Raw genomic sequence first — 25081 nt, 5'->3', positions numbered from 1 at the left:
AGCCGGGATGCCTGAGCTGCGCGTCCTGCTGCGCGGCTGGTTGTTGTTGCTGCTGGCGCTGGCAGTCGGCATGCCGGCCCAGGCCCAGCGTCTGCCCCAGCCGAGTTCCGGCATCGCCGCCGACGATGCGGCTCCCACCGAGCTCGCGGCCAGCGCCTGGACGCCGGCCCAGCTCGAGGCCTGGTGGGCCGCGCTGCGTCACCAGACGGTGTCTGGCGGCGACCAACTCACGCTGCCGCCCGAACTGCTGCCGCCCGAGGCCGGCACGGCCTGGCGGCCTGTGGTCCTGCCCGACGTGCAGGCCCGCCCCGGCGCGGCCCTGGTCGGCGACGCGGCCGGGTATCAGATGCGCTGGTACCGGCTGCGCATCCCGCCCGGTGCCGACGAGCCGCTGGCCCTCTACCTGCCGCGCCTGGCCACGCTGTCGGCCGCGGTGCTGGCGCGTCACGGCCCGGGCTGGCAGTTGCTGCTCGACAACCGGCACGCCGAGCGCGAGCAGTGGATCCGGCCGCTGTGGCTGCCGCTGCCCGGCGCGGGCGAGCGCGGGCTGGAGCTCGTCGTCGCGCTGCCGGTGCCGGCCGGCAGCTACCACGCCGTGTCGCGCATCTGGGTCGGCCCGCGCGATGTGCTCGAGAAGCGCTGGCAGTGGCGGCTGCGGCTTCAGACCGCCCTGCCGCAGGCCGTCAGCCTGACGCTGGCAGTGCTGGGCCTGTTCGCGTTGATGCTGTGGCTGCGCCGCCCGGGCGAGGCCATCTACGGCTTGTTCGCGGCGAGCGCCGCGGCCTGGATGGTGCGCTGCCTGCACTACTACGCCGGCCTGCCGGAGTCGCCTTGGGGGCAGGACTGGTTCTGGTGGGCCACGCATGCGTCCATGGCCTGGGTCATGCTGACGGCGCTGCTGTTCGCACTGCGCTTCGCGAGCCGGCGCGCACCCCGGCTGGAGCGCGTGCTGCTCGGCAGCGTGCTGCTCGTCAGCCTGTTCAGCATGCCGCTGTGGCTGCGCCGGCTCGACATGGTGGTGCTGCAGTACGCGGTGACGGCCGCGGTCGCCGCCGTCGGCGTGGCCTGGGTCTGCCGGCTGGCCTGGCGCGAGCGCCGCCCCGAACTGCGCGTCATGGCCCTGGCCCTGGTCTGCGGCGTCGTGCTCGGTGCCCACGACCTGGCCGTGCTGGCCGGCTGGGCCTGGCCCGAGCATGTCTTCCTGATGCCGTTCGCGACGCTGACCGTCATGGTCAGCTTCCTGTACGCGGTGCAGCGCCGCTATGTCGGCGCGGTCGAGCAGTTCCAGGCCGAGAACAGCCAGCTGCAGGAGAACCTGGACGAGCAGGTCTCCGTGCTGCAGGCACAGAACGCGCAGCTGCGCGAGGCCGAGCGCCAGCAGGCCCTGCTGCTGGAGCGCCAGCGCATCATGGCGGACATGCATGACGGCCTGGGCTCCTCGCTGCTGTCGGCCCTGGTCGCGATGGAGCAGGGCAGCATGTCGCACGAGCAGTGCGTGGAGGTGCTGCGCGAATGCGTGGACGACCTGCGCCTGGTCATCGATTCGCTGGAGCCGGTGGGCCACGACCTGGTTTCGCTGCTGGCGACGATGCGCTACCGACTGGGCAAGCGCCTGCAGGTCGGCGGGCTGAAGCTGGAGTGGGACGTGCAGGACCTGCCGCCGCTGGACTGGCTGGAGCCGCCCGACGCGCTGCACGTGCTGCGCCTGATGCAGGAGGCGCTGAACAATGTCGTCAAGCACGCCAACGCCAGTCGCGTGCGCATGGTCACGCGCCATCACGGCAGCTATGTCGAGATCCGCGTCGAGGACGACGGCGCCGGCTTCGAGCTGCAGAACGTGCAGCACGGCCGTGGCCTGAAGAGCCAGATCAAGCGCGCCCAGCACCTGGGCGGCAAGCTGCGCATCGACTCCACGCCCGGCCTGGGCACGCGGCTGTCCTTGCGATTGCCCGTGGAGCGCAAGGCTCAGGCCTGATCCGGGACAATCGGGGCATGCTCAAGCAACGCACCCTGAAGTCCATCACGCGTGCCGTCGGCGTCGGCATCCACAGCGGCCAGAAGGTCGAGCTGACGCTGCGCCCCGCGCCGCCGGACACCGGCATCGTCTTCCGCCGCGTGGACCTCTGCCCGCCGGTGGACATCCCGGTCGGCGTCATGTCGGTCAGCGACACGCGCATGGCCACCACCATCAGCCCGGCGGGCGACCCGGGCGGCCCCAAGGTGCAGACCATCGAGCATCTGCTGTCCGCCTGCGCGGGCCTGGGCCTGGACAACCTCGTCATCGACATCAATGCCGACGAGGTGCCCGTGCTGGACGGCTCGGCCGCCGCCTTCGTCTTCCTGCTGCAGTCGGCCGGCATCGTCATGCAGGACGCGCCCAAGCGCTTCCTGAAGGTGAACAGGCCCGTCGAGGTGCGCCAGGGCGAGGGCAAGAAGCTGATGTGGGCGCGGCTGGAGCCCCACCACGGCTACACGCTGAGCTTCGAGATCGAGTTCGACAACCCGGCCGTGGCCGCCACCGGCAGCCGCTTCGTCTTCGACATGGGCTCAGGGCTTTACAAGAAGGAGATCGCCCGCGCGCGCACCTTCGGCATGACGGCTGACATCGACCTGATGCGTTCGCGCGGCCTGACGCTGGGCGGCTCCATGGACAACGCCATCGTCGTCGACGACTACAAGGTGCTGAACGCCGACGGCCTGCGCTACGACGACGAGTTCGTGAAGCACAAGATCCTCGACGCCATCGGCGACATGCAGGTCGCCGGCATGCCGCTGATGGCCGCCTACACCTCCTTCAAGGGTGGCCACGCGCTGAACAACAAGCTGCTGCGCGCGCTGCTGGCCGACGAGTCGGCCTACGAGGTGGTCAGCTTCGGCGACGAGCGCGAGGCGCCCAAGGGCTTTGCGGAGCTGGCGCCGGCATGGTGATCGCCCGCCTCCTCATCGGCCTGCTGCTGTTCTCCGCCGTCGTCTGCTTCGCCTTCTCCATCGCGACCGGCCAGGCGCGCTGGCGGCGGCGGGGCCTCGTCATCGTCAAGTGGACGCTGGTGGCCGGGCTGGCCTTCTTCGGCGCGCTGATCCTGGAGCGGCTGGCGCTGCTGCTGTGACGCCTGTCACGCCGGCGCCGCAGGCCCCCTCGGCTTGCGGGGATGGCAGCGCGGGGCGGCATGCCCAGAATCCGTTCACGGTCGCCGAATCGAGTTGCGGCGGCCGAGCCCGAGAACACAAGACCGGGCGCCACGCGCGGAGAAGGCCGGGGGGCCGGGGAAGCGCAGTGGGTTGGATGGAGAGATCGTTTGGCGGGCCGCTTCTCGTGAGGCGGCCCCTTTTTTTGCGCGCACGGCGCGCCTGTCGGCAAGCCTTCAGGCCGGTTACTTCCTCTCACCGATCGGTGTGCGCGTCGGTCGACCCGTTGCGGGGCGCGGCGTTGATTGCTCAGGCCAGCCGTCGCTGACCGCTGAAAGGACCCTCCCAATGAAGACCTCCCTGATCGCCGCCGCCGCCCTTGCCCTGCTGACTGGTGCCGCCATGGCCCAGACGCCCGCAGCGCCGGCCGCCCCCGTCACCGCGCAGACCACGGTGCAGCGCGACGTGAACCAGCAGCAGCGCATCGAGAACGGCCTGCAGAGCGGCAAGATCACGACGCGTGAGGCCGGCCTGCTGGAGCGCGACGAGGCCAAGGTCGACAAGCTGCAGGCCAAGGACATGAAGGATGGCAAGCTCAGCCCCGCCGAGCGCCGCCAGCTGCGCGCCGCGCAGAACAAGGCCAGCCGCGACATCAAGGCGGCCGAGACCAACGGCGTCAACGGCAACCCGCTGTCCGCCTCCAGCCAGCGCATGCAGGCCGACGTGCAGCGCAACGTGAACCAGGAGAAGCGCATCGAGAACGGCCTGCAGACGGGTTCGCTGACCCAGCATGAGGCGGCCCGCCTGGAGCAGGGGCAGGCCCATGTGGATCGTGTCGAAGCGCATGCCGCGGCGGACGGGCATGTCGGTGCCGGCGAGCAGCAGCGCGTGCAGCGCGCCGAGAACCACCAGAGCAAGCGCATCCACCGCGCCAAGACCGCCGGCTGATTGCCCGGCCTGCTGAGTGACCGACGCCGAGGGGTTCGCCCCTCGGCGTCTTGCTTTCAAGCGCCCAGGTAGCGGCCGCGCAGATGGGCCTCGAAGTGCGCCGGGTTCAGCGCCTCGCCGCTGGCGCGGCTGACCAGTTCCGGCGTCTCCCAGCGGCTGGCGGCCTGCCAGATGTTGCTGCCGAGCCAGCCGAACACGCCGCCGAGTTCACCGCCGGCGATCTGCGCGTCGAGCTGCGGCTGCTGGGCGCGCATCGCCGCGAACCATTGCGCCGCGTACATCGCGCCCAGCGTGTAGCAGGGGAAGTAGCCGAACAGGCCGGCGGCCCAGTGCACGTCCTGCATGGGGCCGTCCTTGAAGTTGCCGCGCGTGTCGAGGTCCAGCAGCTCGGCCATCTTCGCGTCCCACAGCGCCGGGATGTCCTCCACCTCGGCCTCGCCCTCGATCAGCGCGCGCTCGATGTCGAAGCGCAGCAGGATGTGGGCCGGGTAGCTCACCTCGTCGGCATCCACGCGGATGTAGCCGCGCTGCACGCGCGTCAGCAGCTTGTGCAGGTTGGCGGGCGCTAAGGCGGGCTGTTCGCCGAAGTGCTTCACGAGCAGCGGCGCCAGCAGGGCGGCGAAGGCCGGGTGGCTGCCCAGCTGCATCTCGAAGCTCAGGCTCTGGCTTTCGTGGATGCCCATGGAGCGTGCGCGGGCGATGGGCTGGCCGAGCAGCTCGCGCGGCAGGTTCTGCTCGTAGCGGCCGTGGCCGGTCTCGTGGATGGTGCCCATCAGGCTGGGCAGGAAGTCGTCCTCGCGGTAGCGCGTCGTCATGCGCACGTCCTCGGGCACGCCGCCGCAGAAGGGATGGGTGCTCTCGTCCAGCCGGCCGGCCGCGAAGTCGAAGCCCATCAGCTTCATCGCGTCCAGGCCGAGCGCCTTCTGCGCCGCGGTGGGGAAGGGGCCGATCGGTTCGATGACGGTCTCGCGCGACTGCTTCGCGATGACGTCGCGGATCAGCCCCGGCAGCCATTGGCGCAGCGGCGCGAACACGCGCTCGACCTCCGCGCTGCGCATGCCCGGCTCGTAGACGTCCAGCAGCGCGTCGTACTTCGACAGCCCCGCGCTCTGCGACAGGCATTCGGCCTCCTGGCGGGCGATCTTCAGCACCTCGCGCAGATTGGGCAGGAAGCCGGCCCAGTCGTTGGCCGGGCGCTGCGTGCGCCAGGCGTGCTCGCAGCGGTTGTTGGCCAGGCTCTTGGCCTCCACCAGCGCCTGCGGCAGCGCATTCGCGGCGCGCCAGGCGCGGCGGATCTCGCGCAGGTTGGCGCGCTGGGTGTCGTCCAGCGGCTCGGTGGCGGCGGCGTCCAGCAGGCCGGGCAGCGCGGGGTCGGTGGCGAGCTGGTGCAGCAGGCCGTCCATCTCGGCCAGGGCCAGGCTGCGCGCCTCGTTGCCCTTGGCCGGCATGTTGGCGGCCTGGTCCCATTGCGCGATGGCCTGCAGGTGGCCGAGGTGGTGCAGGCGTCGCTGGCGCGCGACCAGGTCTTGGTAGGCGGGGGTGTTCATTGCATCCATGACATCCATGATTCGGGAACCAGCCACAGCAAGGCGGCCGTGAAACAGATGAAGCGCAGGCCCTTGCCCAGCGCCATCCAGCCCACGCAGGGCCAGAACGGCAGCCTGAGCCAGCCGGCCACGGCGCAGAGCGGGTCGCCGACGATGGGCAGCCAGCTCAGCACGCAGGCCCTGGGGCCGAAGCGCTTCAGCCAGGCCAGCGCCCGCGGGTTGGGCGGCTCGCGATGCTGGACCGCTTCGACCGCCCTTTCCGCGCCATAGCCCACCCACCAGCTCGTGATGCCGCCGAGGGTGTTGCCCACGGTGGCGACCGCGATGACGGCCCAGAACATGCCCGGGTCGGCCTTGGCGACGAGAAAGACGGCCGGCTCCGAGCCTAGCGGCAGCAGCGTCGCCGAGACGAAAGTGATGATGAAGACCGCGACCAGGCCGACCTGGGGCAGGGCCAGCGCGGCGAGCAGATCGTGGATGAGTTGGGCGAGCCAGGCTTCCATGCCGGCATTGTCGACGGACGGGCAAGGGGTCTGCGCGGCGGCGCGCGGGCCATGCGCGCTGCCGCGCAGACCCCTAGCTACAATCTCGCCTCTTTTTTAAGCAGACCCCTCGTGCAGATCGGCCCCCACCTCCTCCCCAACCGGCTCTTCGTGGCGCCGATGGCGGGAGTGACAGACCGGCCCTTCCGCCAGCTCTGCCGGCGCCTGGGGGCGGGCTATGCGGTCAGCGAGATGGTCACCTCGCGCAAGGAGCTGTGGGGCAGCCTGAAGACCTCGCGCCGCGCCGACCATGCGGGCGAGCCGGGCCCCATCGCCGTGCAGATCGCCGGCACCGACGCGGCCATGATGGCCGAGGCGGCGGCCTACAACATCGACCGCGGCGCCCAGATCATCGACATCAACATGGGCTGCCCGGCCAAGAAGGTCTGCAACAAGTGGGCGGGCTCGGCGCTGATGCGCAACGAGGCGCTGGCGCTGGAAATCGTCGAAGCCGTCGTCGCGGTATGCGCGCCGCGTGGCGTGCCCGTCACGCTGAAGATGCGCACCGGCTGGAGTCTTGAGGAGCGCAACGCGCTGCGCCTGGCGCGCAGCTTCGAGGCCGCCGGCATCGCGATGCTGACCATCCACGGCCGCACGCGCGAGCAGGGCTACAAGGGCCTGGCCGAGTACGACACCATCGCCGCCGTGAAGGCCGCGCTGGCGATTCCCGTCGTCGCCAACGGCGACATCGACAGCCCCGAGAAGGCCCGCGACGTGCTGGCCTACACGCGGGCCGACGCGCTGATGATCGGCCGCGCGGCGCAAGGCCGGCCGTGGATCTTCCGCGAGGTGGCGCACTTCCTGGCGACGGGCGAGCACCTGGCCGCGCCCACCGTGCCCGAAGCCCGCGACCTGCTGACCGAGCATCTGCACGACCACTACGGCCTCTACGGCGAGCGCAGCGGCGTGCGCAGCGCGCGCAAGCACATCGGCTGGGCCGTGCGCGGCCTGCCCGGCGGCGAAGACTTCCGCCAACGCATGAACATCCTGGAGCGCTGCGACGAGCAGGTGCAGGCGCTCCGCGACTGGTTCGACGACCTCGGCCAGACCCACGACCGGCTGCCTCCCACCGAAGCGGCCAACGACGAAGACGCACAGGCCGACGAAGCCTGCGCTGCCTGAACCCACACGCTCCTGTCATGAGTGCCCAGAAGAACACCAACCCGCCTAATCCCATCGACGCCTGCGTGCGCGACAACCTCGAAGCCTTCTTCCGCGACCTCGACGGCCAGGAGCCGCATTCGATGCACGAGATGCTGGTCAAGCTGGTCGAGAAGCCGCTGTTCGAGATCGTCATGCGCGAGGCCGGCGGCAATCAGAGCAAGGCCGCGCAATGGCTGGGCATCAACCGCAACACGCTGCGCCGCAAGCTGACCGATCACGATCTTTAAAACCTTGCGGGTTGGACCTTTGAGCGCAGCGAAAAGCTCCGACCCCAACTGACCAGGTAGATATGACTCAACTCACCGCACTCCTCTCGGTTTCCGACAAGACCGGCATCCTCGACTTCGCCAAGGGCCTGCACGCCCTCGGCGCCAAGCTGCTGTCCACCGGCGGCACCGCCAAGCTGCTGGCCGAGGCCGGCCTGCCCGTCACCGAGGTCGCCGAGCACACCGGCTTCCCCGAGATGATGGACGGCCGCGTGAAGACGCTGCACCCCAAGATCCACGGCGGCCTGCTGGCCCGCTCCGACCTGCCCGAGCATGTCGCCGCGATGGAGAAGCACGGCATCACGCGCATCGACATCCTGGCCGTCAACCTCTACCCCTTCGAGGCCACCGTCGCCAAGCCCGGCTGCACGCTGGAAGACGCCATCGAGAACATCGACATCGGCGGCCCGGCCATGGTGCGCAGCGCGGCCAAGAACTGGAAGGACGTCACGGTGCTGACCGACGCGGCCCAGTACGCCGCCGTGCTCGACGAACTCAAAGCGAGTGGCCGTACCAGCGACAAGACTCGCTTCGCCTGCAGCGTTGCCGCCTTCAACCGCATCGCCCAGTACGACGCGGCCATCAGCAACTACCTGTCGGCGCTGCAGGAAGACGGCAGCAAGGCCGAGTACCCGGCGCAGATGAACGCGACCTTCGTCAAGGTGCAGGACCTGCGCTACGGCGAGAACTCGCACCAGACCGCCGCGCTGTACCGCGACCTCTTCCCGGCCCCCGGCTCGCTGGTGACGGCCAAGCAGCTGCAGGGCAAGGAGCTCTCGTACAACAACATCGCCGACGCCGACGCGGCCTGGGAGTGCGTGAAGAGCTTCGACGTGCCGGCCTGCGTCATCGTCAAGCACGCCAACCCCTGCGGCGTGGCCGTCGCGGCGAATGCGGCCGAGGCCTATGGCAAGGCCTTCAAGACCGACCCCACCAGCGCCTTCGGCGGCATCATCGCCTTCAATCGCGAGGTGGACGGCGCGGCAGCGCAGCTGGTCAGCAAGCAGTTCGTCGAGGTGCTGATGGCGCCTGCGTTCAGCGCCGAGGCGCTGGAGATCTTCAAGGGCAAGGCCAATGTGCGCCTGTTGCAGATCGCTCTGCCGCAGGGGGGGACGACGCCCTGGCAGCAGGGCCGCAACGCCGGCGACAGCAAGCGCGTCGGCTCGGGCCTGCTGCTGCAGACCGCCGACAACCACTTCCTGAAGCGCGAAGACCTCAAGGTCGTCACGACGCTGCAGCCCACGGCCCAGCAGCTCGACGACCTGATGTTCGCGTGGACCGTGGCCCAGCACGTCAAGAGCAATGCCATCGTCTTCTGCGGCGGCGGCATGACGCTGGGCGTCGGCGCCGGCCAGATGAGCCGCCTGGACTCGGCCCGCATCGCGTCCATCAAGGCCCAGCACGCCGGCCTGAGCCTGCAGGGCTCGGCCGTGGCCAGCGACGCCTTCTTCCCGTTCCGCGACGGACTGGACGTGCTGGCCGACGCCGGCGCCACCTGCGTGATCCAGCCGGGCGGCTCGATGCGCGACGACGAGGTCATCGCCGCGGCCGACGAGCGCGGCATCGCGATGGTGCTGACCGGCGTCCGTCACTTCCGGCACTGAGATGGGACCGATGCCGTCTCGCGGCATCGGGCATGAGACCTGTCACCTGCGCGTCTAGACGCGCGCCTCTAGTCCAGGGCCGCCCCCGATGGTGGGCCGGCGTGTTGGGTTTAGCCTCGATGCATCGACAAGAGCACCGGACATGAACGACACCCAATGCTTCGACGAAACCCATGACGTCATCGTCATCGGCGGCGGTTCCTCCGGCTCGGCGCTGGCCGGCCGGCTGAGCGAGGATCCGGGCACCGCCGTGCTGGTGCTGGAGGCCGGCGCCGACGTCAACAACTGGCTGGGCACCGTGCCCACGGCCGCCGTGCTGATGGTGCCCAGCAAGCTGCACAACTACGCCTTCGAGACCGTGCCCCAGCCGGGCCTGACCGGCCGGCGCGGCTATGTGCCGCGCGGCAAGATGCTGGGCGGCTCGTCGGGCATCAATGCGATGGTCTACATCCGCGGCCAGCGCGAGGACTACGACCACTGGGCCGCGCTCGGCAACCCGGGCTGGGGCTGGGACGACGTGCTGCCCTTCTTCGTCAAGAGCGAGGGCAACGACAGCTTCGGCGCGCCGCTGCACGGCCGCGACGGCCCGCTCAAGGTCAGCCAGCTGCGCAGCGACAACCCGCTGCAGCAGGCCTGGGTCGCGGCCGGCCGCGAGGCGGGCCATGCCATCAACGCCGACTTCAATGGCGACACCCAGGAAGGCATCGGCATCTACCAGGTCACGCAGGACCGCGGCGAGCGCTGCCACGCGGCGCGCGCCTATCTGCGCCCGCATCTGGGCCGGCCCAATCTGCGCGTGAGGCCCCAAGCCCAGGTGCAGCGCATCCTGTTCGACGGCCGCCGCGCGGTGGGCGTGGAGGTGCGCGTGGGCGGCGTGCTGCGCCGCCTGCAGGCCCGGCGCGAGGTCGTGCTGGCCGCGGGGGCCATCCAGTCGCCGCAGCTGCTGATGCTGTCGGGCGTGGGCGACGCGGCCCAGCTGCAGGCGCTGGGCATCCCGGTGCTGCACCACCTGCCCGGCGTCGGCGCCAACCTGCAGGACCACCCCGACTTCGTCTTCGGCCTGCGCAGCAGCAGCCTGGACACCTTCGGCCTGTCGCTGCGCGGCGGCCTGGCGTTCTGGAAGGCCCTGCGCCGCTACCGCGGCGAGCGCCGCGGCATGCTGACCAGCAACTTCGCCGAGGGCGGCGGTTTCCTGCGCAGCAGCGCGGCGCAGGCGCGGCCCGACGTGCAGCTGCACTTCGTCGTGGCCGCCGTGGAAGACCATGCGCGCAAGCTGCGCTGGGGCCACGGCATGTCCTGCCACGTCTGCCTGCTGCGCCCGCGCAGCCGCGGCACGCTGAAGCTGGCCAGCCCCGACGTGAACGCCGCGCCGCTGATCGACCCGGCCTTCTTCCAGCACCCCGAGGACCTCGCGCAGATGGTGGCCGGCTACAAGCTCACGCGCGAGCTGCTGAACCAGCCGGCGCTGCGCGCGCACTGGAGCCGCGAGATGTGGGGCGCCGACGCGCGCAGCGACACCGACATCGAGGCCCTGCTGCGCCAGCGCGTCGACACCATCTACCACCCGGTGGGCAGTTGCCGCATGGGGGCGGACGAGGGCGCCGTCGTCGACGCCCGGCTGCGCGTGCACGGCCTGCAGGGCCTGCGCGTGGTGGACGCGTCCATCATGCCCACCCTCATCAGCGGCAACACCAACGCGCCGGCGATGATGATCGGCGAGAAGGCCGCGCAGATGATGCGCGCCGAAGTCTGACGATGATCCTGGAGATTGCCCAGCTGCAGGTCCGCCCCGGCCAGGGCGCGGCCTTCGAGGCCGCGTTCGCGGAGGCGCAGCGCATCATTTCGTCCATGTCCGGCTACCTCGGCCACGAGCTGCAGCGCTGCCTGGAGCGGGCCGGCCACTACATGCTGCTGGTGCGCTGGGAGAGCGTCGAGGCTCACGAGGTCGGCTTTCGCCAGTCGCCGGAGTACCAGGACTGGCGCCGGCTGCTGCATCATTTCTATGATCCCTTCCCGACGGTGCTGCACTACGAGTGCATCGCCGGCCCGGAGCCGCGGACCGGTTGACCGCGGCCTGCAACGGAGGCACGACGATCATGATCGAAGGTTCCTGCCACTGCGGCGCGGTGCGCTGGCGTTTTGACGGCCTGCCTGATGGCGCCACCGCCTGCAACTGCACCGTCTGCCGCCGTTACGGCACGTTATGGGCCTACGACTATGTCGACCAGGGCATCCACGTCAGCGGCCAGACCCGGGCCTATGTGCGCGGCAGCGCCATCGAATTCCACTTCTGCCCGCGCTGTGCCTGCGTGGCCTTCTGGCGCGCGCTGAAGCTGGACGAGGACGGGCGCCGCCGCATCGCCGTCAACCTGCGCCTGGCCGAGCCCGGGGCCGTGGCCGCCATCCCGATCGATCACTTCGACGGGCTGGACAGCTTCGACGACCTGCCGGGCGATGGCCGCTGCGTCCGCGACTACTGGTTCTAAAGCCCTTGAAATCTGAAGGGCTGTCGCCAAATCCCGGTGCAAACTGTCGTCTGTCCGTGCGCGTCGCGCGCGGCCCATGGTTTGAGGAGTGTTGAGATGAAGTTTCCCCGAATGCTGCTGCTGTGCTTCGGCCTGCTGGCCGCGCTGTGGCTGGGCACGGCCCAGGCCCTGCCCAAGATCGACGAAGTGCAGGCCGCCGTGCAGCGCGGCGACTACGCCGGCGCCGAGAAGATGGTGCGCGAGGTCGTCGCGGCCAAGCCCGACAGCGCCCGCGCCCACTATGTGCTGGCCGAGATCCTGGCCCACGAGCGCCAGTTCACCGAGGCGGCCGAGCACAGCCAGCGCGCCCGCGCGCTGGACCCGGCCATCAAGTTCGCCGATCCGGCCAAGTTCAGCGCCTTCGAGCAGCTGCTGCAGCGCGAGCAGGCGGGGGCCGCGAAGGCCACGGCGCCGGCCGTCGTCGGCGCCGCGCCGCCGCTGCGGGCCGCGCCGGTCGAGCGCAGCGGCGGCGTGCCGGTGTGGCTGCTCGTCGTCGGCGTCGTCGTCTTCATCTGGCTGGTGACGCGCTGGATGCGCAACCGCACGGCCGTGCAGAGCCAGCCTGCGATGGCCGGCAGCTATGGCGGCGGCGCGCCCGGCTACGGCGCCGGTTATGGCCCCGGCTACGGCCCGGCGCCGGCGCCCGGCGGCTCCGGCATGCTCGGCGTCGGCCTGGCCGCGGCGGGCGGCGTCGCGGCCGGCATGCTGGCCGAGAAGATGCTGCACGAAGGCCATGACGAGCGCAGCCTGCCGCGCGACACGGGCGGCGCCAGCGGCCTCGTGCCCGGCAGCTTCGACGGCGGCGGCAACGGCGCGGCCGACGAGCTGGCCTCGCGCGACGTCGACTTCGGCCGCGGCGACGGCTGGGGCGGCGGCGATGCCGGCGGTGGCGACATCGGCGGCGGTGGCGGCGGCGGCGGCGACGACTGGTAAGCCCTGAGAGCGTAAACACGCTCTACGCAGCGGCCATGCGGCAGGGTGGCGGCCGCGATAATCCCGCCCCATGACGCTAGCCGCCTTCACCGGCCAGTTGCTCGCCTTCATCGCCCGCCTGATCACCGGCGCGCAGGGCCACTGGAAGGGCTGCCCGCCGATGGCGGAGCAGCGCATCTACATCGCCAACCACCAGAGCCATTTCGACCTCGTCCTGATCTGGGCCGCCTTCCCGCATGAGCTGCGCGCGCAGACGCGGGCCATCGCCGCGCGCGACTACTGGACGACCAGCGCCCTCAAGCGCTGGCTGACGACCGAGGTCTTCAACGCCATCTACGTCAGCCGCACCCGCGCCAACCCCGACGAGGACCCGCTGGAGCCCCTCGCCGAGGCGCTGTCCAACGGCGACTCCCTGGTCATCTTTCCCGAGGGCACGCGCTCCAGCAAGGGCAGCCCGCAGCCCTTCAAGAGCGGCATCTACCACCTGGCCGAGCAGTTCCCGCACGTGAAGCTGATCCCGACCTGGATCGACAACGTGCAGCGCGTGATGCCCAAGGGCGAGGTCGTGCCGGTGCCCATCCTCTGCACGGTCACCTTCGGCGAGCCCATCCAGCTGCGCGAGGGCGAGAGCAAGGCCGACTTCCTGTGCCGCGCCCGCGAGGCGGTCATGGAGCAGCGGCCCGATCCGCACGCGGTCGGCCACGACGGGGAGGATTGAGAAGCTATGAACGAACCCTGCACACCCGCTCGTCCCGCCCCAAGGACCCCACTCGTCGTTGCAAATGCTCGCCGTAGCCCGCGCTACGGCTGCGCTTTGCGCCTAGATTGGGGCCCTTGGCGCGCTCCGCTCGGGCGCGCCGGATTCATTCATAGCTTCTGATGAACTGGCTCCGGCAATTGACCGCCAGCGAGCAGGTGGCCCTGCTCTTCGTCGTGCTGTTCGGCTTCCTGGTCCTGCTGACGGTGGGCCTGTTCCTGAACTCGCTGCGCGAGCGCGCCGACGAGCATGCGCGGCTGGCCTCGCAGCTGACCTGGGAGCGCGTGCGCCGCGACCTGCGCGCGGCCTGGATCGGCGGCTGCATGTTCTGGGTCGCGTGGATCTCGGGGCCGCTGGGCGCGACGCTGCTGTTCGCGCTGTTCTCCTTCCTGGCGCTGCGCGAGTTCATCACCCTCATGCACACCCAGCGCAGCGACCACCGCACGCTGATCGTCGCCTTCTTCGTGCTGCTGCCGGTGCAGTACATGATCTGCGGCACGCGCTTCTTCGACCTGTTCGCCGTCTTCCTGCCGGTCTACGGCTTCCTCGTGCTGCCCATCGTCAGCGCGCTGGCCGACGACCCACGCAACTACCTGGAGCGCAACGCCAAGATCCAGTGGGGCGTGATGGTCTGCGTCTACGGGCTGTCGCATGCGCCGGCCCTGCTGCTGCTGGACTTCCCCGGCTACACCGGCCGCGGCGCCTTCCTGCTGTTCTTCCTCGTCATGGTCGTCGCGGCCTCGCAGATCGCGCAGGAGATCGCGACCCGCACGCTGCGCCGCCGCCCGGTCGCGCGCCACATCAGCCGCAGCTTCTCGATGCGGGCCTGGTGGATCGGCACGCTGACCGGCTCGGTCGCCGGCCTGCTGCTGTTCTGGATCACGCCCTTCAAGGCCGGCCAGGCCCTGGCCATGGCCTTCCTGACGGCCGCGGCGGCCGGCTTCGGCGGCCTCGTCATGAAGGCGCTGAAGAAGGACGCCGGCGTGCTGTACTGGGGCAACCGCAGCTCCATCACCGGCGCGGTGGGCCTGCTGGACCGCATCGCGGTGCTGTGCTTCGCGGCGCCCATCCTGTTCCATTCGGTGCGCTGGTATTTCCAGCTGCCGCTCGGTTATCGGTGATGCGCATCCTCGGCATCGACCCCGGCCTGCAGACCACCGGCTTCGGCGTCGTCGACGCCGACGGCCCGCGGCTGGCCTATGTCGCCAGCGGCACGATCAAGACCAGCGGCGTCGCCACCGGCGACCTGCCGGCGCGGCTGAAGATCCTGTTCGACGGCATCCGCGAGGTCACGGCGCGCTACCAGCCGCAGTGCGCGGCGGTGGAGATCGTCTTCGTCAACGTGAACCCGCAGTCCACGCTGCTGCTGGGCCAGGCGCGCGGAGCGGCGCTGACGGCGCTGGTGTCCGCGGACCTCGCCGTCAGCGAGTACACGGCCCTGCAGATGAAGAAGGCCATCGTCGGCCACGGCCATGCGAAGAAGGAGCAGATCCAGGCCATGGTGCAGCGCCTGCTGAACCTGCCCGGCCTGCCCGGCAAGGACGCGGCCGACGCGCTGGGCCTGGCCATCATGCACGCCCATGCGCGCGTCAGCTTCGAGGCCATGAGCCGCAGCACGACGCTGGCGCGCCGCCAGCATGCGCAGTTCAAGGGCGGCAGGACGTACTGAGCTTCGCTGGGCCGGCAGGCAAGCTGTCGGCAAGCCGTCCGTGGTCAACGGGATAGGGAGGGCGGCGTTGTTCACCGCACGGGCCCGCCGTTTTTTCAACGCAACTCCACCACCCCAACCCCAGGAGCCATCTCATGAAGACCGTCGTTTCCTTCGCGCTTGCCACGATCGTTCTCGCCCTCGGTGGCGCGGCCTCGGCCCAGACCGCCCCCGCCTCGGCCCCCGATCCGGTGGCCCAGGTCAAGCAGGACAACGCCCAGATCCGCAAGGACAACCGCAACATCCAGTACCAGCGCAAGGAGATCGCGCAGGACAACGCCCAGGTCGGCGCGGACAAGGCAAGGGTGGCGCGCGACGAGCGCAAGCTGGCCACGGAGCGCGGCGAACGCAATGCCGACCAGCGCGCCGAGGACGCCGCCATCAAGCGCGGCGACATGGCCGCCGCCCAGCGCGACGAAAAGGCGCGCGAGCAGGAGAACCGCGAGATCGGCGGCCTCAAGCGCAACGAGGCCCACGCCAAGTCCGACCTGGCCGCGGCCCGCGCCGACCGCCAGCAGGAGCGCAAGGAACTCGGCGAGGCCAAGGCGAAGAAGGCCCACGACGTGCACAAGCGCAATGCCGATGCCGCCAAGGTGAACTGATACCGGATGGCGCCCCAGGGCGCACCCCGACCACCCGCGCACCGCCCGGCTCACCCCCGGGCGGTGCCGTTTTTGGCGCCGGGCGGCCGGCCCAGGCGACACTGGCGCCCCTCATGCCCGCCTCCGCCGCCTCTTCCTCGTCCGCGCTGCATCGCATGCTGGCCGGCTTCGTCCGCGAGCACTGGCGCGCCTACGCCGCGGCGGGCGGCATGCTCAGCTGCATCGCGCTGCTGACGGTCTGGATACCGCGTCAGGTCGGCCATGTCGTCGATGCGCTGGTGGCCGGCCATCTGCAGGGCGCCGCGCTGCTGCGCCAGCTGGGCCTGCTCGTCGCGGCCGGCCTCGTCATCTACCTGCTGCGCGCGGGCTGGCGGCTGACGCTGTTCAAGGCCTCCTTCCGGCTCGGCGCGCGGCTGCGCACGCGGCTGTATGCGCGGCTCGCGCTGCAGGGGCCGGCCTGGTTCCAGGCCCAGCGCACCGGCGACCTGATGGCGCTGGCGACCAACGACATCGACACCGTCGAGCAGGCCGCCGGCGAGGCCATGCTGGCGGGCTTCGACGGCTCGCAGACCTTGGTCCTCGTGCTGGCCATGATGACCCTCGGCATCGACTGGCGGCTGGGCCTCGCGGCGCTGCTGCCTTTCCCGTTGATGGGAGGGGCCTTCTGGTGGATCTCCAGGCATCTGCACACCGCGGCCCAGGATTCGCTGGCGCGCTTCGGCGACCTGAACCAGCAGGTGCAGGAGAGCCTGGCCGGCGTGCGCACCGTGCGCGCCCTCGGCCTGGTCGCGCGCAGCGAAAAACAGTTCGGCGAGCTGGCCGACCGCGCGGCGGAGGCCAGCTTCCGCTCGCAGCGCTGGGAGGCCGCCTACGAGCCGGCCGTGGGCATGACGCTCACCGCCGCAACGGCCATCGCGCTCGCGGTGGGCGGCTGGCTGGTCGCGCGCCGCGAGATCAGCATCGGCCAGCTGACCGCGTTCACGATGTATCTGGGCCAGCTGATCTGGCCGATGTTCGCGGCCGGCTGGGTGATGGCCCTGCTGGAGCGCGGCCGCGCCGCGTGGGCGCGCCTCACGCCGGTGCTGGACGCGCCGCTGACGCTGGCCGACGCGGGCCGGGCGGCGCTGCCGTCGCCCGCGCCGCTGCAGGTTGAAGGGCTGACCTTCGGCTTCCCCGGCGCGAAGCGGCCCGCCGTCGAGCACGTCGACTTCGGGCTCGCGCCGGGCCGCACGCTGGGCATCGTCGGCGCCACCGGCGCGGGCAAGTCGACGCTGGTGCGCCTGCTGCTGCGCCAGGCCGAGCCCGACGCGGGGTGGTTGCTGCTGGGCGGCGTGCCGCTGCCCGAACTGCCGCTGGCCGCGCTGCGCGCCCACATCGCCTGGGTGCCGCAGGAGCCCTTCCTGTTCTCGGCCTCGGTGGCCGACAACATCGCGCTGGCCCGGCCCGGCGCGACGCCCGCCGAGATCGAGGCCGCCGCGCGCCTGGCGGCCGTGCACGACGACATCGCGCGGCTGCCCGAGGGCTATGCGACCGAGGTCGGCGAGCGCGGCGTGACGCTGTCGGGCGGCCAGCGCCAGCGCGTCGCCATCGCGCGGGCGCTGCTCAGCGATGCGCCGCTGCTGGTGCTGGACGATGCGCTGTCCGCCGTCGACACCGGCACCGAGACGGCCATCCTCGACCACCTGCGCGAGCTGCGCGCCGCGCGCCCCGAGCGCAGCGTCATCGTCATCGTCATCGCGCACCGGCTGTCGGCGGTCATGGATGCCGACGAGGTCATCGTGCTGAAGCAGGGCCACGTCATCGAGCGCGGCACGCACCAGCGGCTGCTGGAACTGGGCGGCTGGTATGCCTCGCAATGGCGCTATCAACAGATCGAGGCGAGCCTGGATGCGGCCTGAACAACCCTGGAAGAGCGTCGGCCTGCTGCTGGATGCCGCCCGGCCCGAGCGCACGCAACTGATCCGCGGCGGCCTGTGGCTGGTCACGGCCGCCGGCCTCGAGGCGCTCGCGCCCATCCTCGGCAAGCGCTACATCGACCACCACCTGCTGCCCGGCCGCTACGACATCGGCGAGATGGCCACGCTGCTGGCCGTCATGCTGCTGACCGGCTGGGCCGCGACCTGGATCCGCTACGCCCAGCTGTCGCGCATGGCCGGCGTCGCGCGGCGCTCGGTGCTGCGGCTGCGCGAGCGCGTCTATGCCCATGTGCTGGCGCTGCCGATGAGCTTCTTCGACAAGGCCATCACCGGCCAGCTCGTCAGCCGCGTGACCAACGACACCGAGGCCGTCAACCAGCTCTACCGCCAGGTGCTCTATGTGATGCTGGACTCGGGCATCGTCGTCATCGGCTCGCTCGCTGCGATGGCGCTGCTGGACTGGCGGCTGATGCTCATCGTCGCGACGCTGGTGCCGGCCATGGTGCTCATCATCGCCGGCTACCAGCGCCTGTCGGCGCCGGCCGTGCTGCGCAGCCGCCAGCTGCGCAGCGACATCAATGCGCAGATGGCCGAGGGCATGGCCGGCATGGCGGTGCTGCAGGCCAGCGGCGCGGCGGGGCGCTTCGGTGCGCGCTTCGAGGCGACGAACGCGGCGCACCGGCTGTCGCGTATCGCCGAGCTGCGCGCCAACGCCTGGCTGCTGCGCCCGGCGCTGGACCTGCTGAACGTGCTGCTGCTCGTGACCGTCATCTACAGCTTCGGCCGCCGCGAGCTGTCCGGGCTGGAGGTGGGCCTGCTGTACGCCTTCCTGAGCTATATCGCGTGGGTGGTGGAGCCGCTGATCCAGATCACGATGCAGTTCGGCCAGCTGCAGCAGTCCATGGTGGCCGCGTCGCGCGTGCGCACGCTGCTGACGGAGGACGACTCACCCGGGCCGGCGCAGGACGGGCAGGGCATCGCGCAGGGCGCGATCCGCATCGAGGGCTTGAGCTTCGGCTACGACCCGGCGCGGCCGGTGCTGGGCGGCATCGACGTCGACATCCCGGCCGGCAGCTTCGTCGGCATCGTCGGCCACACCGGCAGCGGCAAGAGCACGCTGCTGTCGCTGCTGCTGCGCTTCTACACGGCGCAGGCCGGCCGCATCACGGTGGACGGCCAGCCGCTCGCGGCCGTGCCGGACGCCGCCTTCCGCGACGCGGTGGGCCTGGTGCCGCAGGAGCCCTGGCTGATGTCGGCCAGCGTGCGCGACAACATCGCGATGGGCCGGTCCGGCATTTCGGACGAGGACGTGCAGGACGCGGCCCGCGCCGCCCGCGCGCACGACTTCATCGCGGCGCTGCCGCAGGGCTACGACACCCGGCTGGGCGAAGGCGGCGCCCGCGTGTCCACGGGCCAGAAGCAGCTGCTGGCCATGGCCCGCGCGCTGGCCGGCGCGCCGCGCATCCTGTTCCTGGACGAGGCCACCAGCAACATCGACAGCGCCACCGAGCAGCGCGTCGGCGAGGCGCTGGCGGCGCTGCACGGGCGGGTGACGGTGGTGGCCATCGCACACCGGCTGTCCACCATCCGCGCGGCCGACCAGATCCTCGTGCTCAACCATGGCCGCCTGCAGGAGCGCGGCCGCCACGAGGCGCTGATGGCCATCGACGGCGGCCTGTACCGGCGCCTGGTCGAGCTGCAGACGCTGGAAGAGGCCGATCCCGAGGCGGCCTGACCTGGGTCAAGGCGGCACGCAGCGCTGCGGCCTAGGCTGCGCGACCATGAACGAAATTGCCGCCTCCTCGCCCCAGGTCCTGATCAGCGGCGCCGGCCCGGCCGGGCTGGCGCTGGCCTGCGCGCTGCACGACCGCGGCCTGGCCGTGACCGTGCTGGAGCAGGCGGACCCGGCCGTGCTCGCCGCGCCGCCGGACGACGGCCGCGAGATCGCGCTGACCCACCGCTCGCGCCGCCTGCTCGAAAGCCTGGGCCTGTGGGAGCACCTGCCCGAGGTGGCGCCGCTGCGCCGCGCCAGCGTGCGCTCCAGCGGCTCGCGCACGCCGCTGCCCTTCGAGTCGGCGGGGCAGGACCTGGGCTGGCTGGTGTCCAACCACCGCCTGCGCGCGGCGGCCTGGCGCGGCGCGCAGCAGCGCGGCCTGCCGGTGCTGTGCGGCCGCACGGTGGTGGGCTTCGAACGCGACGCGGCCGAGGCCAGGCTGCGCACGCGCTGCGGCGAGGTGCATGCGGCGCCGCTGGTGGTCGCGGCCGACAGCCGCTTCTCGCCGCTGCGCCGCCTGGCCGGCATCGGCGCCCGCCACAAGGACTTCGGCCGCAGCGCGCTGCTGGTGCCGCTGGCCCACGAGCGCGATCACGAAGGGCTGGCGCAGGAATGCTTCCTCGAAGGCCACACGCTGGCCCTGCTGCCCAAGACGGGCCGCTGCAGCTCCGCCGTGTGGACGGTGGCGAACGCGGAGCTGCCGCGCATCGCGGCCATGGACGACGCCGAACTGGCCGCCACCATCGAGGCCGCGGCCGAGAGCCGGCTCGGCGCCATGCAGGTTGCCGGGGCGCGGCATGTCTACCCGCTGGTCGCGGTCTGGGCCGAGCGCTTCGCCGCGCCGCGCCTGGCGCTGATCGGCGACGCGGCGGTGGGCATGCACCCCGTCACCGCGCATGGCTACAACCTCGGCCTGTACGGCATCGACGCGCTGGCACGGCGGCTGAGCCCGTCGCGCGACGCGGGCGAGCTCGGCCCCCTGCTGGCCTACGAGGCCGAACACCGCCGCATGGCTGGCCCGCTCTATGCCGGCACGAATGCGCTGGTGCGCTTCTTCACCGACGATCGCGCGCCGGTGCTGGCACTGCGCCGCGCCGTCATCGACCTGGCCCGCCACCTGCCGCCGCTGCGCGCGGCGATCACGCGCAAGCTGGTGGATGCCTGAGATCTGGAGGCCCCTCGCCCAGCCTCGCGTCGCTGAACGCGAGCGAGTCTGGTCGGTCCCCCAAGGGGACGGCGATTGACCGGGCATCGAGTCCGGTCAACATCGCCTGACGGGCCGGCTTGGGGCGGCCCGGCGCTCGGCCCGGCATGCCCCGGCTTCGTCATCGGCGTTGGCGCCGCTCAAGAACCGTGAGGCTGCGGCGCAGCGTGCGCAGTGCCTGCTCGGTGCGGGTCTCGCGCGGCACGGGCAGCAGGCGGGCCTCCAGGTCGGCCAGCAGGTCTTCGCGCAGCCTCAGGCCGGCGCGTGCGAGCCGGGGGCCGAGCGCGGCCGCGCGCTCGCGCAGCAGCGCCCGCGTGGCCTGGTAGGCATGCTCGGCCAGGTGGCGGCGCTGGCTGTAGCTGAAGGTGTTGGCCATGAAGAACTCGGCATCGTGCGGGTCGGGCTCGAACAGCAGGATGTCGGTCTGCGGGTGGGTCAGCTCGTAGCCCTTCAGGCCGAGGGCCAGGCGCGAGTGGATCAGCGAGCGGAAGGTCTGCGACAGCACCAGCGGCAGGCCGCCGTCCACGAGGCGCGGGATGCCGGGCCGCAGCCAGCGCCCGCCGGGGCGGCCGAGCTTGCGGGCCAGGTCGCGGGCGCGGCGCGAGCGGTCCTCGCGGGCCGGCGAGTGGCGGTCGCTCGCATAGGGCACGAGGGGGTTGAGGCAGATCAGCAGGTCCAGCCCACGGTCCAGCAGCACCGAGGCGTGCAGCGTCTTCTTTAGCGCGCCGTCGACGAAATGGTGGCCGTCGACCTCGACCGGCGGGAACAGGCCCGGCAGCGCGGCGCTGGCCTGCACGGCGCGCGAGATGGGCACATGGTCCCAGCCCGGCGTGCCGAAGGGGATGGCCTCGCCGCTGTCGAGGTCGGTGGCGACGAGGACGAGGGGGCGGCGCAGCCTGCGGAAGTCGTTGCTGCGCCCCGGCACGGCGAACACGCGCTCCAGCGCCGCGCCGAAGCGCTCGCTGGACAGCAGGCCGGTGGGCAGCGCGCGGCCCAGGCGCTCGACGGCGCCGAGCAGGGAGCGGCCCTCCAGCAACACCTCGCGCGCCGCATGGGCCAGCAGGGCCGGCAGCTGGCGCAGGCGCTGGCCGAACTCGGCCCAGGCGGGCTCCAGCAGGTCGGCCGGGTCGAAGCGGTCCGGCGGCTCGGCGTTGTTCTCGATGAAGGCGGCGCAGAGCTGGCGCGGCGTCATGCCGTTGGACAGGCCGGCGGCGATGAAGCCGCCCGCGCTGACGCCGATGTAGCCGTCGCAGGCGGTGAAGTCCAGGCCTTCGATGGCCTCCTCCAAAGCACAAAGGGCGCCAACTTCATAGATGGCGCCCAGTGGGCCTCCGCCTGCCAGGGCCAAACCGATCTTCGGCTGGCTCATGGGACAGAAGGGTCAGCCAGAGGTATCAGGCCTGGGTGGCCTGCTCGGCCTTCGCCTCGACCGCGGGGGCGGCGGCCTTCTTGGCGGCCGGGGCCCGCTTGGCCGGGGCAGCCTTCTTGGCGGGCGCGGCGGCCTTCTTCGCCGGGGCGGCAGCCTTCTTGGCCACGGCCTTGACGGCGGCCTTCACGGGCGCAGCCTTCTTGGCGGCGGCCTTCTTGACCGGCGCGGCCTTGGTGGCGACGGCCTTCTTCACGGCGGCAGCCTTCTTGACGACGGCCTTCTTGGCCTTGCCCGCGGGCGCGGCCTTCTTCAGGCCGGCCGACACGGCCAGCGCGTCGATGCGCTTGATGAGGCTGTCGACGTCGCCGGCGGAGGGCACGTTCAGGCTTTTCAGCGCCTTGGCGACGCGGGCTTCGAAGATGCTTTCCAGCTTGTCCCAGTGCTGGCCGGCCTTGGCGCCGACGTCGCCGGCCATGCCGCTGACCTTGGTGGCCACGGCGCTGAGCTTTTCCTCGGCGGCGGATTGGGTCTTCTTCTGCAACTTGAGTCCTTCCGACACGAGGGCCTCGAAGACCTTGGAGCCTTCGCCCTGGGCCTTGGCGAAGGAGGCGAGACCGGCGGCCCAGATCTGCTGGGCGCTGTCCTTGACGTTCTGTGCCATTGCGCTGTCGAGCAGGCCAGCCGGGAAGCCGGTGGCGGCCGCAGCCTTTTTCTTGTCAGCCATCTTCTGGAGCTTCTTGACCATGGGTTGTCCTTTCGAGTGTGCGTGTTGCCAGCGAGACTGTAGCGGCCGGATGCCCCATCGGCACGGGGATTCCTAGTGGCGGGCCTCTACGGCCAGCCCCTGGGGAAAGTGCCCAGCGGGGCGGTTTCGGCGATAGTGAAGAATCATCGCGACATCGTCCAGATCCACGAGCAGGAGACCCGCATGCAGTATTTCGTCACCGGTGCCACCGGCTTCATCGGCAAGCGACTCGTCAAGAAGCTGCTGGCCCGCCGGGGCAGCACGGTCCACTTCCTGATGCGCGAGGAGAGCGCGGGCAAGCTGCCCGACCTGCTCGCCTACTGGGGCGTCTCCAAGACCCGCGCCATTCCCGTCTACGGCGACCTGACGGGCAAGAAGCTCGGCGTGGCCAGCGACGTCATCAAGGGCCTGAAGGGCCGGATCGACCATCTCTACCACCTCGCCGCCGTCTACGACCTGGGCGCCGACGAGGCCTCGCAGATCGCCGTCAACATCGAGGGCACGCGCAGCATGGTGGAGTTCGCGCAGGCCATCGAGGCCGGCCATGTGCATCACGTCAGCTCGATTGCGGCGGCAGGCCTGTACGAGGGCGTGTTCCGCGAGGACATGTTCGACGAGGCCGAGAACCTCGATCACCCCTACTTCATGACCAAGCACGAGAGCGAGAAGCTCGTGCGCAAGGAGTGCAGGCGCCCCTGGACGGTCTACCGCCCGGCGCTGGTCGTCGGCGATTCCACGTCCGGCGAGATGGACAAGATCGACGGGCCTTACTACTTCTTCAAGCTGATCCAGCGCATGCGCCAGATCCTGCCGCCCTGGATGCCCAGCGTCGGCCTGGAGGGCGGCCGCATCAACATCGTGCCGGTGGACTTCGTCGTCGACGCGCTGGAGCACATCTCGCACAAGGTCACCCAGGGCCAGGGCTGCTACCACCTCGTCGACCCCAAGGGCTACCGCGTCGGCGACGTGCTGGACATCTTCAGCAAGGCCGCGCACGCGCCCAAGATGAACCTCTTCATCAACGCGGCGCTGATGGGCTTCATCCCCAAGAGCGTGAAGAAGGGCCTGATGGCGCTGGCGCCGGTGCGCCGCATCCGCAACGCGGTGATGAAGGATCTCGGCCTGCCCGAGGACATGTTCACCTTCATCAACTACCCGACCCGCTTCGACTGCCGCGACACCGAGGCCCTGCTCAAGGGCAGCGGCATCGCCTGCCCCGACCTGAACGACTACGCGTGGCGGCTGTGGGACTACTGGGAGCGCCATCTCGACCCCGACCTCTTCATCGACCGCAGCCTGCGCGGCGCGACCGCCGGCAAGGTGGTGCTGGTCACCGGCGGCTCGTCGGGCATCGGCCTGGCCGCGGCCATCAAGTTCGCCGAGGCCGGCGCCATCACGCTGATCTGCGCGCGCGACCAGGCCAAGCTCGACGAGGCCGTCAAGGAGATCAAGGGCCAGGCCGGCAAGGACGCGCAGGTCCACGCCTTCGCCTGCGACATCGCCGACGAGGCCGGCTGCGCCGACCTGATCCACTGGTGCAACGACAGCTTCGGCGGCGTCGACTTCCTCATCAACAACGCCGGCCGCTCCATCCGCCGCGCGATCGAGTCCAGCTACGACCGCTTCCACGACTTCCAGCGCACGATGGACCTGAACTACTTCGGCTGCCTGCGCGTGACCATGGGCCTGCTGCCCGGCATGGTGGCCAAGCGCCGTGGCCACGTCGTCAACATCAGCTCCATCGGCGTGCTGACGAACGCGCCGCGCTTCAGTGCCTACGTCGCCTCCAAGGCCGCGCTGGACGCCTGGACGCGCTGCGCGTCCAGCGAGTTCGCCGACACCGGCATCACCTTCACCACCATCAACATGCCGCTGGTGCGCACGCCGATGATCGCCCCCACCAAGATCTACAACAACGTGCCGACGCTGTCGCCCGAGGAGGCCGCCGACATGATCGCCCAGGCCTGCGTCGCCAAGCCGGTGCGCATCGCGACCAAGCTCGGCATCTCGGGCGAGCTGCTGCACGCGGCGGCGCCGCGCATCGCGCAGATCGTCATGAACACGAGCTTCCGCATGTTCCCGGACAGCGATGCGGCCAAGGGCGAAGGGAGTGGAAAGGGGGGCAAGGGCGGCGGCCTGTCGCCCGAGGCCATCGCGCTGCAGCAGATGATGCGCGGCATCCACTTCTAGCAGCGACACTCGGCGCAGGCCCGGCTTCGGCCGGGCCTTTCTTTTTGGTGCGCCCGGCAGGGTGCACCTACTCGGAGGTGAGAGTCCTCTATCAGCCCGGCAAGGGGAATGGTTAGCCAATGGCAAGGGTTCCGCGGGTGACTGTGGGTCTGAAGGAAGCC

23 protein-coding genes are annotated in these 25081 nt (G+C 70.9%); 19 read left to right on the top strand and 4 right to left on the bottom strand.

Translation table 11 applies throughout. The annotated features are described in order from the left end of the window. The first annotated feature begins 7 nt into the window (after positions 1-7). The 4 genes from NYP07_RS14875 to NYP07_RS14860 all read left to right on the top strand — a co-directional run bounded on the left by NYP07_RS14875 (position 8) and on the right by NYP07_RS14860 (position 4074). Positions 8-1975, top strand: a complete 1968-nt coding sequence (locus NYP07_RS14875) for a sensor histidine kinase (RefSeq protein WP_268151773.1) — start codon at positions 8-10, stop codon at positions 1973-1975. 17 nt (positions 1976-1992) lie between these two features. After that, on the top strand, positions 1993-2928 hold the full coding sequence (lpxC, locus tag NYP07_RS14870) for a UDP-3-O-acyl-N-acetylglucosamine deacetylase (RefSeq protein ID WP_268151772.1): 936 nt from the start codon (positions 1993-1995) through the stop codon (positions 2926-2928). Next, entirely contained in the window at positions 2922-3107 is a 186-nt protein-coding gene (locus NYP07_RS14865) for a hypothetical protein (RefSeq protein WP_268151771.1), read from the top strand. Before lpxC ends, NYP07_RS14865 begins: the two co-directional genes overlap by 7 nt. A gap of 367 nt (positions 3108-3474) precedes the next feature. Continuing rightward, positions 3475-4074, top strand: a complete 600-nt coding sequence (locus NYP07_RS14860) for a hypothetical protein (protein WP_268151770.1) — start codon at positions 3475-3477, stop codon at positions 4072-4074. A gap of 56 nt (positions 4075-4130) precedes the next feature. On the opposite strand, the gene NYP07_RS14855 is transcribed toward NYP07_RS14860, so the two are convergent. Then, a complete protein-coding gene (locus NYP07_RS14855; protein ID WP_268151769.1) occupies positions 4131-5621 on the bottom strand; it encodes a carboxypeptidase M32 in 1491 nt (496 codons plus the stop codon). Next, on the bottom strand, positions 5618-6124 hold the full coding sequence (locus tag NYP07_RS14850) for a YqaA family protein (protein ID WP_268151768.1): 507 nt from the start codon (positions 6122-6124) through the stop codon (positions 5618-5620). Before NYP07_RS14850 ends, NYP07_RS14855 begins: the two co-directional genes overlap by 4 nt. Before the next feature lie 51 nt (positions 6125-6175). On the opposite strand from NYP07_RS14850, the gene dusB reads away from it, so the two are divergent. From dusB to ubiM, 14 genes are all read left to right on the top strand, one after another. Continuing rightward, positions 6176-7285 (top strand): tRNA dihydrouridine synthase DusB, encoded by a 1110-nt coding sequence (dusB, locus tag NYP07_RS14845; protein WP_268151767.1) that lies wholly within the window; start codon positions 6176-6178, stop codon positions 7283-7285. 17 nt (positions 7286-7302) lie between these two features. Continuing rightward, complete coding sequence (locus tag NYP07_RS14840; RefSeq protein WP_268151766.1) at positions 7303-7554, top strand: helix-turn-helix domain-containing protein; 252 nt, start codon at positions 7303-7305, stop codon at positions 7552-7554. Between the two features lie 62 nt (positions 7555-7616). Beyond that, the gene (gene purH, locus NYP07_RS14835; RefSeq protein ID WP_268151765.1) at positions 7617-9197 is read left to right on the top strand and encodes a bifunctional phosphoribosylaminoimidazolecarboxamide formyltransferase/IMP cyclohydrolase; all 1581 of its coding nucleotides are present in this window, start codon (positions 7617-7619) and stop codon (positions 9195-9197) included. A gap of 142 nt (positions 9198-9339) precedes the next feature. Next, positions 9340-10950, top strand: a complete 1611-nt coding sequence (locus NYP07_RS14830; protein WP_268151764.1) for a GMC family oxidoreductase — start codon at positions 9340-9342, stop codon at positions 10948-10950. Positions 10951-10952: 2 nt separating this feature from the next. Continuing rightward, positions 10953-11264 carry an antibiotic biosynthesis monooxygenase family protein gene (locus NYP07_RS14825; protein WP_268151763.1) on the top strand — a complete coding sequence of 104 codons (312 nt, stop codon included), beginning with the start codon at positions 10953-10955 and terminating at the stop codon, positions 11262-11264. A 29-nt stretch (positions 11265-11293) separates the two neighbouring features. Next, entirely contained in the window at positions 11294-11683 is a 390-nt protein-coding gene (locus NYP07_RS14820; RefSeq protein WP_268151762.1) for a GFA family protein, read from the top strand. A 96-nt stretch (positions 11684-11779) separates the two neighbouring features. After that, the gene (locus tag NYP07_RS14815; protein WP_268151761.1) at positions 11780-12655 is read left to right on the top strand and encodes a tetratricopeptide repeat protein; all 876 of its coding nucleotides are present in this window, start codon (positions 11780-11782) and stop codon (positions 12653-12655) included. Between the two features lie 70 nt (positions 12656-12725). Then, positions 12726-13373 (top strand): lysophospholipid acyltransferase family protein, encoded by a 648-nt coding sequence (locus tag NYP07_RS14810; RefSeq protein WP_268151760.1) that lies wholly within the window; start codon positions 12726-12728, stop codon positions 13371-13373. Between the two features lie 161 nt (positions 13374-13534). Beyond that, a complete protein-coding gene (locus NYP07_RS14805; protein WP_268151759.1) occupies positions 13535-14533 on the top strand; it encodes a phosphatidate cytidylyltransferase in 999 nt (332 codons plus the stop codon). After that, entirely contained in the window at positions 14533-15081 is a 549-nt protein-coding gene (gene ruvC, locus NYP07_RS14800; RefSeq protein ID WP_268151937.1) for a crossover junction endodeoxyribonuclease RuvC, read from the top strand. Before NYP07_RS14805 ends, ruvC begins: the two co-directional genes overlap by 1 nt. 134 nt (positions 15082-15215) lie before the next feature. After that, entirely contained in the window at positions 15216-15722 is a 507-nt protein-coding gene (locus tag NYP07_RS14795; RefSeq protein WP_268151758.1) for a hypothetical protein, read from the top strand. Positions 15723-15835: 113 nt separating this feature from the next. After that, positions 15836-17620, top strand: coding sequence for an ABC transporter ATP-binding protein (locus NYP07_RS14790; protein ID WP_268151757.1), 1785 nt, complete (start codon positions 15836-15838; stop codon positions 17618-17620). Beyond that, a complete protein-coding gene (locus NYP07_RS14785) occupies positions 17610-19373 on the top strand; it encodes an ABC transporter ATP-binding protein (RefSeq protein WP_268151756.1) in 1764 nt (587 codons plus the stop codon). Before NYP07_RS14790 ends, NYP07_RS14785 begins: the two co-directional genes overlap by 11 nt. A 46-nt stretch (positions 19374-19419) precedes the next feature. After that, positions 19420-20577 (top strand): 5-demethoxyubiquinol-8 5-hydroxylase UbiM, encoded by a 1158-nt coding sequence (gene ubiM / locus NYP07_RS14780; protein ID WP_268151755.1) that lies wholly within the window; start codon positions 19420-19422, stop codon positions 20575-20577. Between the two features lie 160 nt (positions 20578-20737). Here the strand turns inward: ubiM and NYP07_RS14775 are convergent, their stop codons facing one another. Further along, positions 20738-21985, bottom strand: a complete 1248-nt coding sequence (locus tag NYP07_RS14775) for a patatin-like phospholipase family protein (protein WP_268151754.1) — start codon at positions 21983-21985, stop codon at positions 20738-20740. A gap of 25 nt (positions 21986-22010) precedes the next feature. Further along, on the bottom strand, positions 22011-22730 hold the full coding sequence (locus NYP07_RS14770) for a phasin family protein (RefSeq protein WP_268151753.1): 720 nt from the start codon (positions 22728-22730) through the stop codon (positions 22011-22013). 183 nt (positions 22731-22913) lie between these two features. Here NYP07_RS14770 and NYP07_RS14765 point away from each other — a divergent pair, with 183 nt between their 5' ends. Next, complete coding sequence (locus tag NYP07_RS14765; protein WP_268151752.1) at positions 22914-24920, top strand: SDR family oxidoreductase; 2007 nt, start codon at positions 22914-22916, stop codon at positions 24918-24920. Positions 24921-25081: the final 161 nt, after the last annotated feature.

The sequence above is a fragment of the Pelomonas aquatica genome, from assembly GCF_026712205.1.
Classification (GTDB): Bacteria; Pseudomonadota; Gammaproteobacteria; order Burkholderiales; family Burkholderiaceae_C; genus Pelomonas; species Pelomonas aquatica.
This window is presented reverse-complemented; position numbering and strand designations above follow the sequence as displayed.

Bases quoted from the DNA above. Each gene is read 5' to 3' on its own strand.
- NYP07_RS14875 (WP_268151773.1), top strand. From the start codon at position 8: ATGCCTGAGCTGCGCGTCCTGCTGCGCGGCTGGTTGTTGTTGCTGCTG.
- lpxC (WP_268151772.1), top strand. From the start codon at position 1,993: ATGCTCAAGCAACGCACCCTGAAGTCCATCACGCGTGCCGTCGGCGTC.
- NYP07_RS14865 (WP_268151771.1), top strand. From the start codon at position 2,922: ATGGTGATCGCCCGCCTCCTCATCGGCCTGCTGCTGTTCTCCGCCGTC.
- NYP07_RS14860 (WP_268151770.1), top strand. From the start codon at position 3,475: ATGAAGACCTCCCTGATCGCCGCCGCCGCCCTTGCCCTGCTGACTGGT.
- NYP07_RS14855 (WP_268151769.1), bottom strand. From the start codon at position 5,621: ATGAACACCCCCGCCTACCAAGACCTGGTCGCGCGCCAGCGACGCCTG.
- NYP07_RS14850 (WP_268151768.1), bottom strand. From the start codon at position 6,124: ATGGAAGCCTGGCTCGCCCAACTCATCCACGATCTGCTCGCCGCGCTG.
- dusB (WP_268151767.1), top strand. From the start codon at position 6,176: ATGCGCGCTGCCGCGCAGACCCCTAGCTACAATCTCGCCTCTTTTTTA.
- NYP07_RS14840 (WP_268151766.1), top strand. From the start codon at position 7,303: ATGAGTGCCCAGAAGAACACCAACCCGCCTAATCCCATCGACGCCTGC.
- purH (WP_268151765.1), top strand. From the start codon at position 7,617: ATGACTCAACTCACCGCACTCCTCTCGGTTTCCGACAAGACCGGCATC.
- NYP07_RS14830 (WP_268151764.1), top strand. From the start codon at position 9,340: ATGAACGACACCCAATGCTTCGACGAAACCCATGACGTCATCGTCATC.
- NYP07_RS14825 (WP_268151763.1), top strand. From the start codon at position 10,953: ATGATCCTGGAGATTGCCCAGCTGCAGGTCCGCCCCGGCCAGGGCGCG.
- NYP07_RS14820 (WP_268151762.1), top strand. From the start codon at position 11,294: ATGATCGAAGGTTCCTGCCACTGCGGCGCGGTGCGCTGGCGTTTTGAC.
- NYP07_RS14815 (WP_268151761.1), top strand. From the start codon at position 11,780: ATGAAGTTTCCCCGAATGCTGCTGCTGTGCTTCGGCCTGCTGGCCGCG.
- NYP07_RS14810 (WP_268151760.1), top strand. From the start codon at position 12,726: ATGACGCTAGCCGCCTTCACCGGCCAGTTGCTCGCCTTCATCGCCCGC.
- NYP07_RS14805 (WP_268151759.1), top strand. From the start codon at position 13,535: ATGAACTGGCTCCGGCAATTGACCGCCAGCGAGCAGGTGGCCCTGCTC.
- ruvC (WP_268151937.1), top strand. From the start codon at position 14,533: ATGCGCATCCTCGGCATCGACCCCGGCCTGCAGACCACCGGCTTCGGC.
- NYP07_RS14795 (WP_268151758.1), top strand. From the start codon at position 15,216: ATGAAGACCGTCGTTTCCTTCGCGCTTGCCACGATCGTTCTCGCCCTC.
- NYP07_RS14790 (WP_268151757.1), top strand. From the start codon at position 15,836: ATGCCCGCCTCCGCCGCCTCTTCCTCGTCCGCGCTGCATCGCATGCTG.
- NYP07_RS14785 (WP_268151756.1), top strand. From the start codon at position 17,610: ATGCGGCCTGAACAACCCTGGAAGAGCGTCGGCCTGCTGCTGGATGCC.
- ubiM (WP_268151755.1), top strand. From the start codon at position 19,420: ATGAACGAAATTGCCGCCTCCTCGCCCCAGGTCCTGATCAGCGGCGCC.
- NYP07_RS14775 (WP_268151754.1), bottom strand. From the start codon at position 21,985: ATGAGCCAGCCGAAGATCGGTTTGGCCCTGGCAGGCGGAGGCCCACTG.
- NYP07_RS14770 (WP_268151753.1), bottom strand. From the start codon at position 22,730: ATGGTCAAGAAGCTCCAGAAGATGGCTGACAAGAAAAAGGCTGCGGCC.
- NYP07_RS14765 (WP_268151752.1), top strand. From the start codon at position 22,914: ATGCAGTATTTCGTCACCGGTGCCACCGGCTTCATCGGCAAGCGACTC.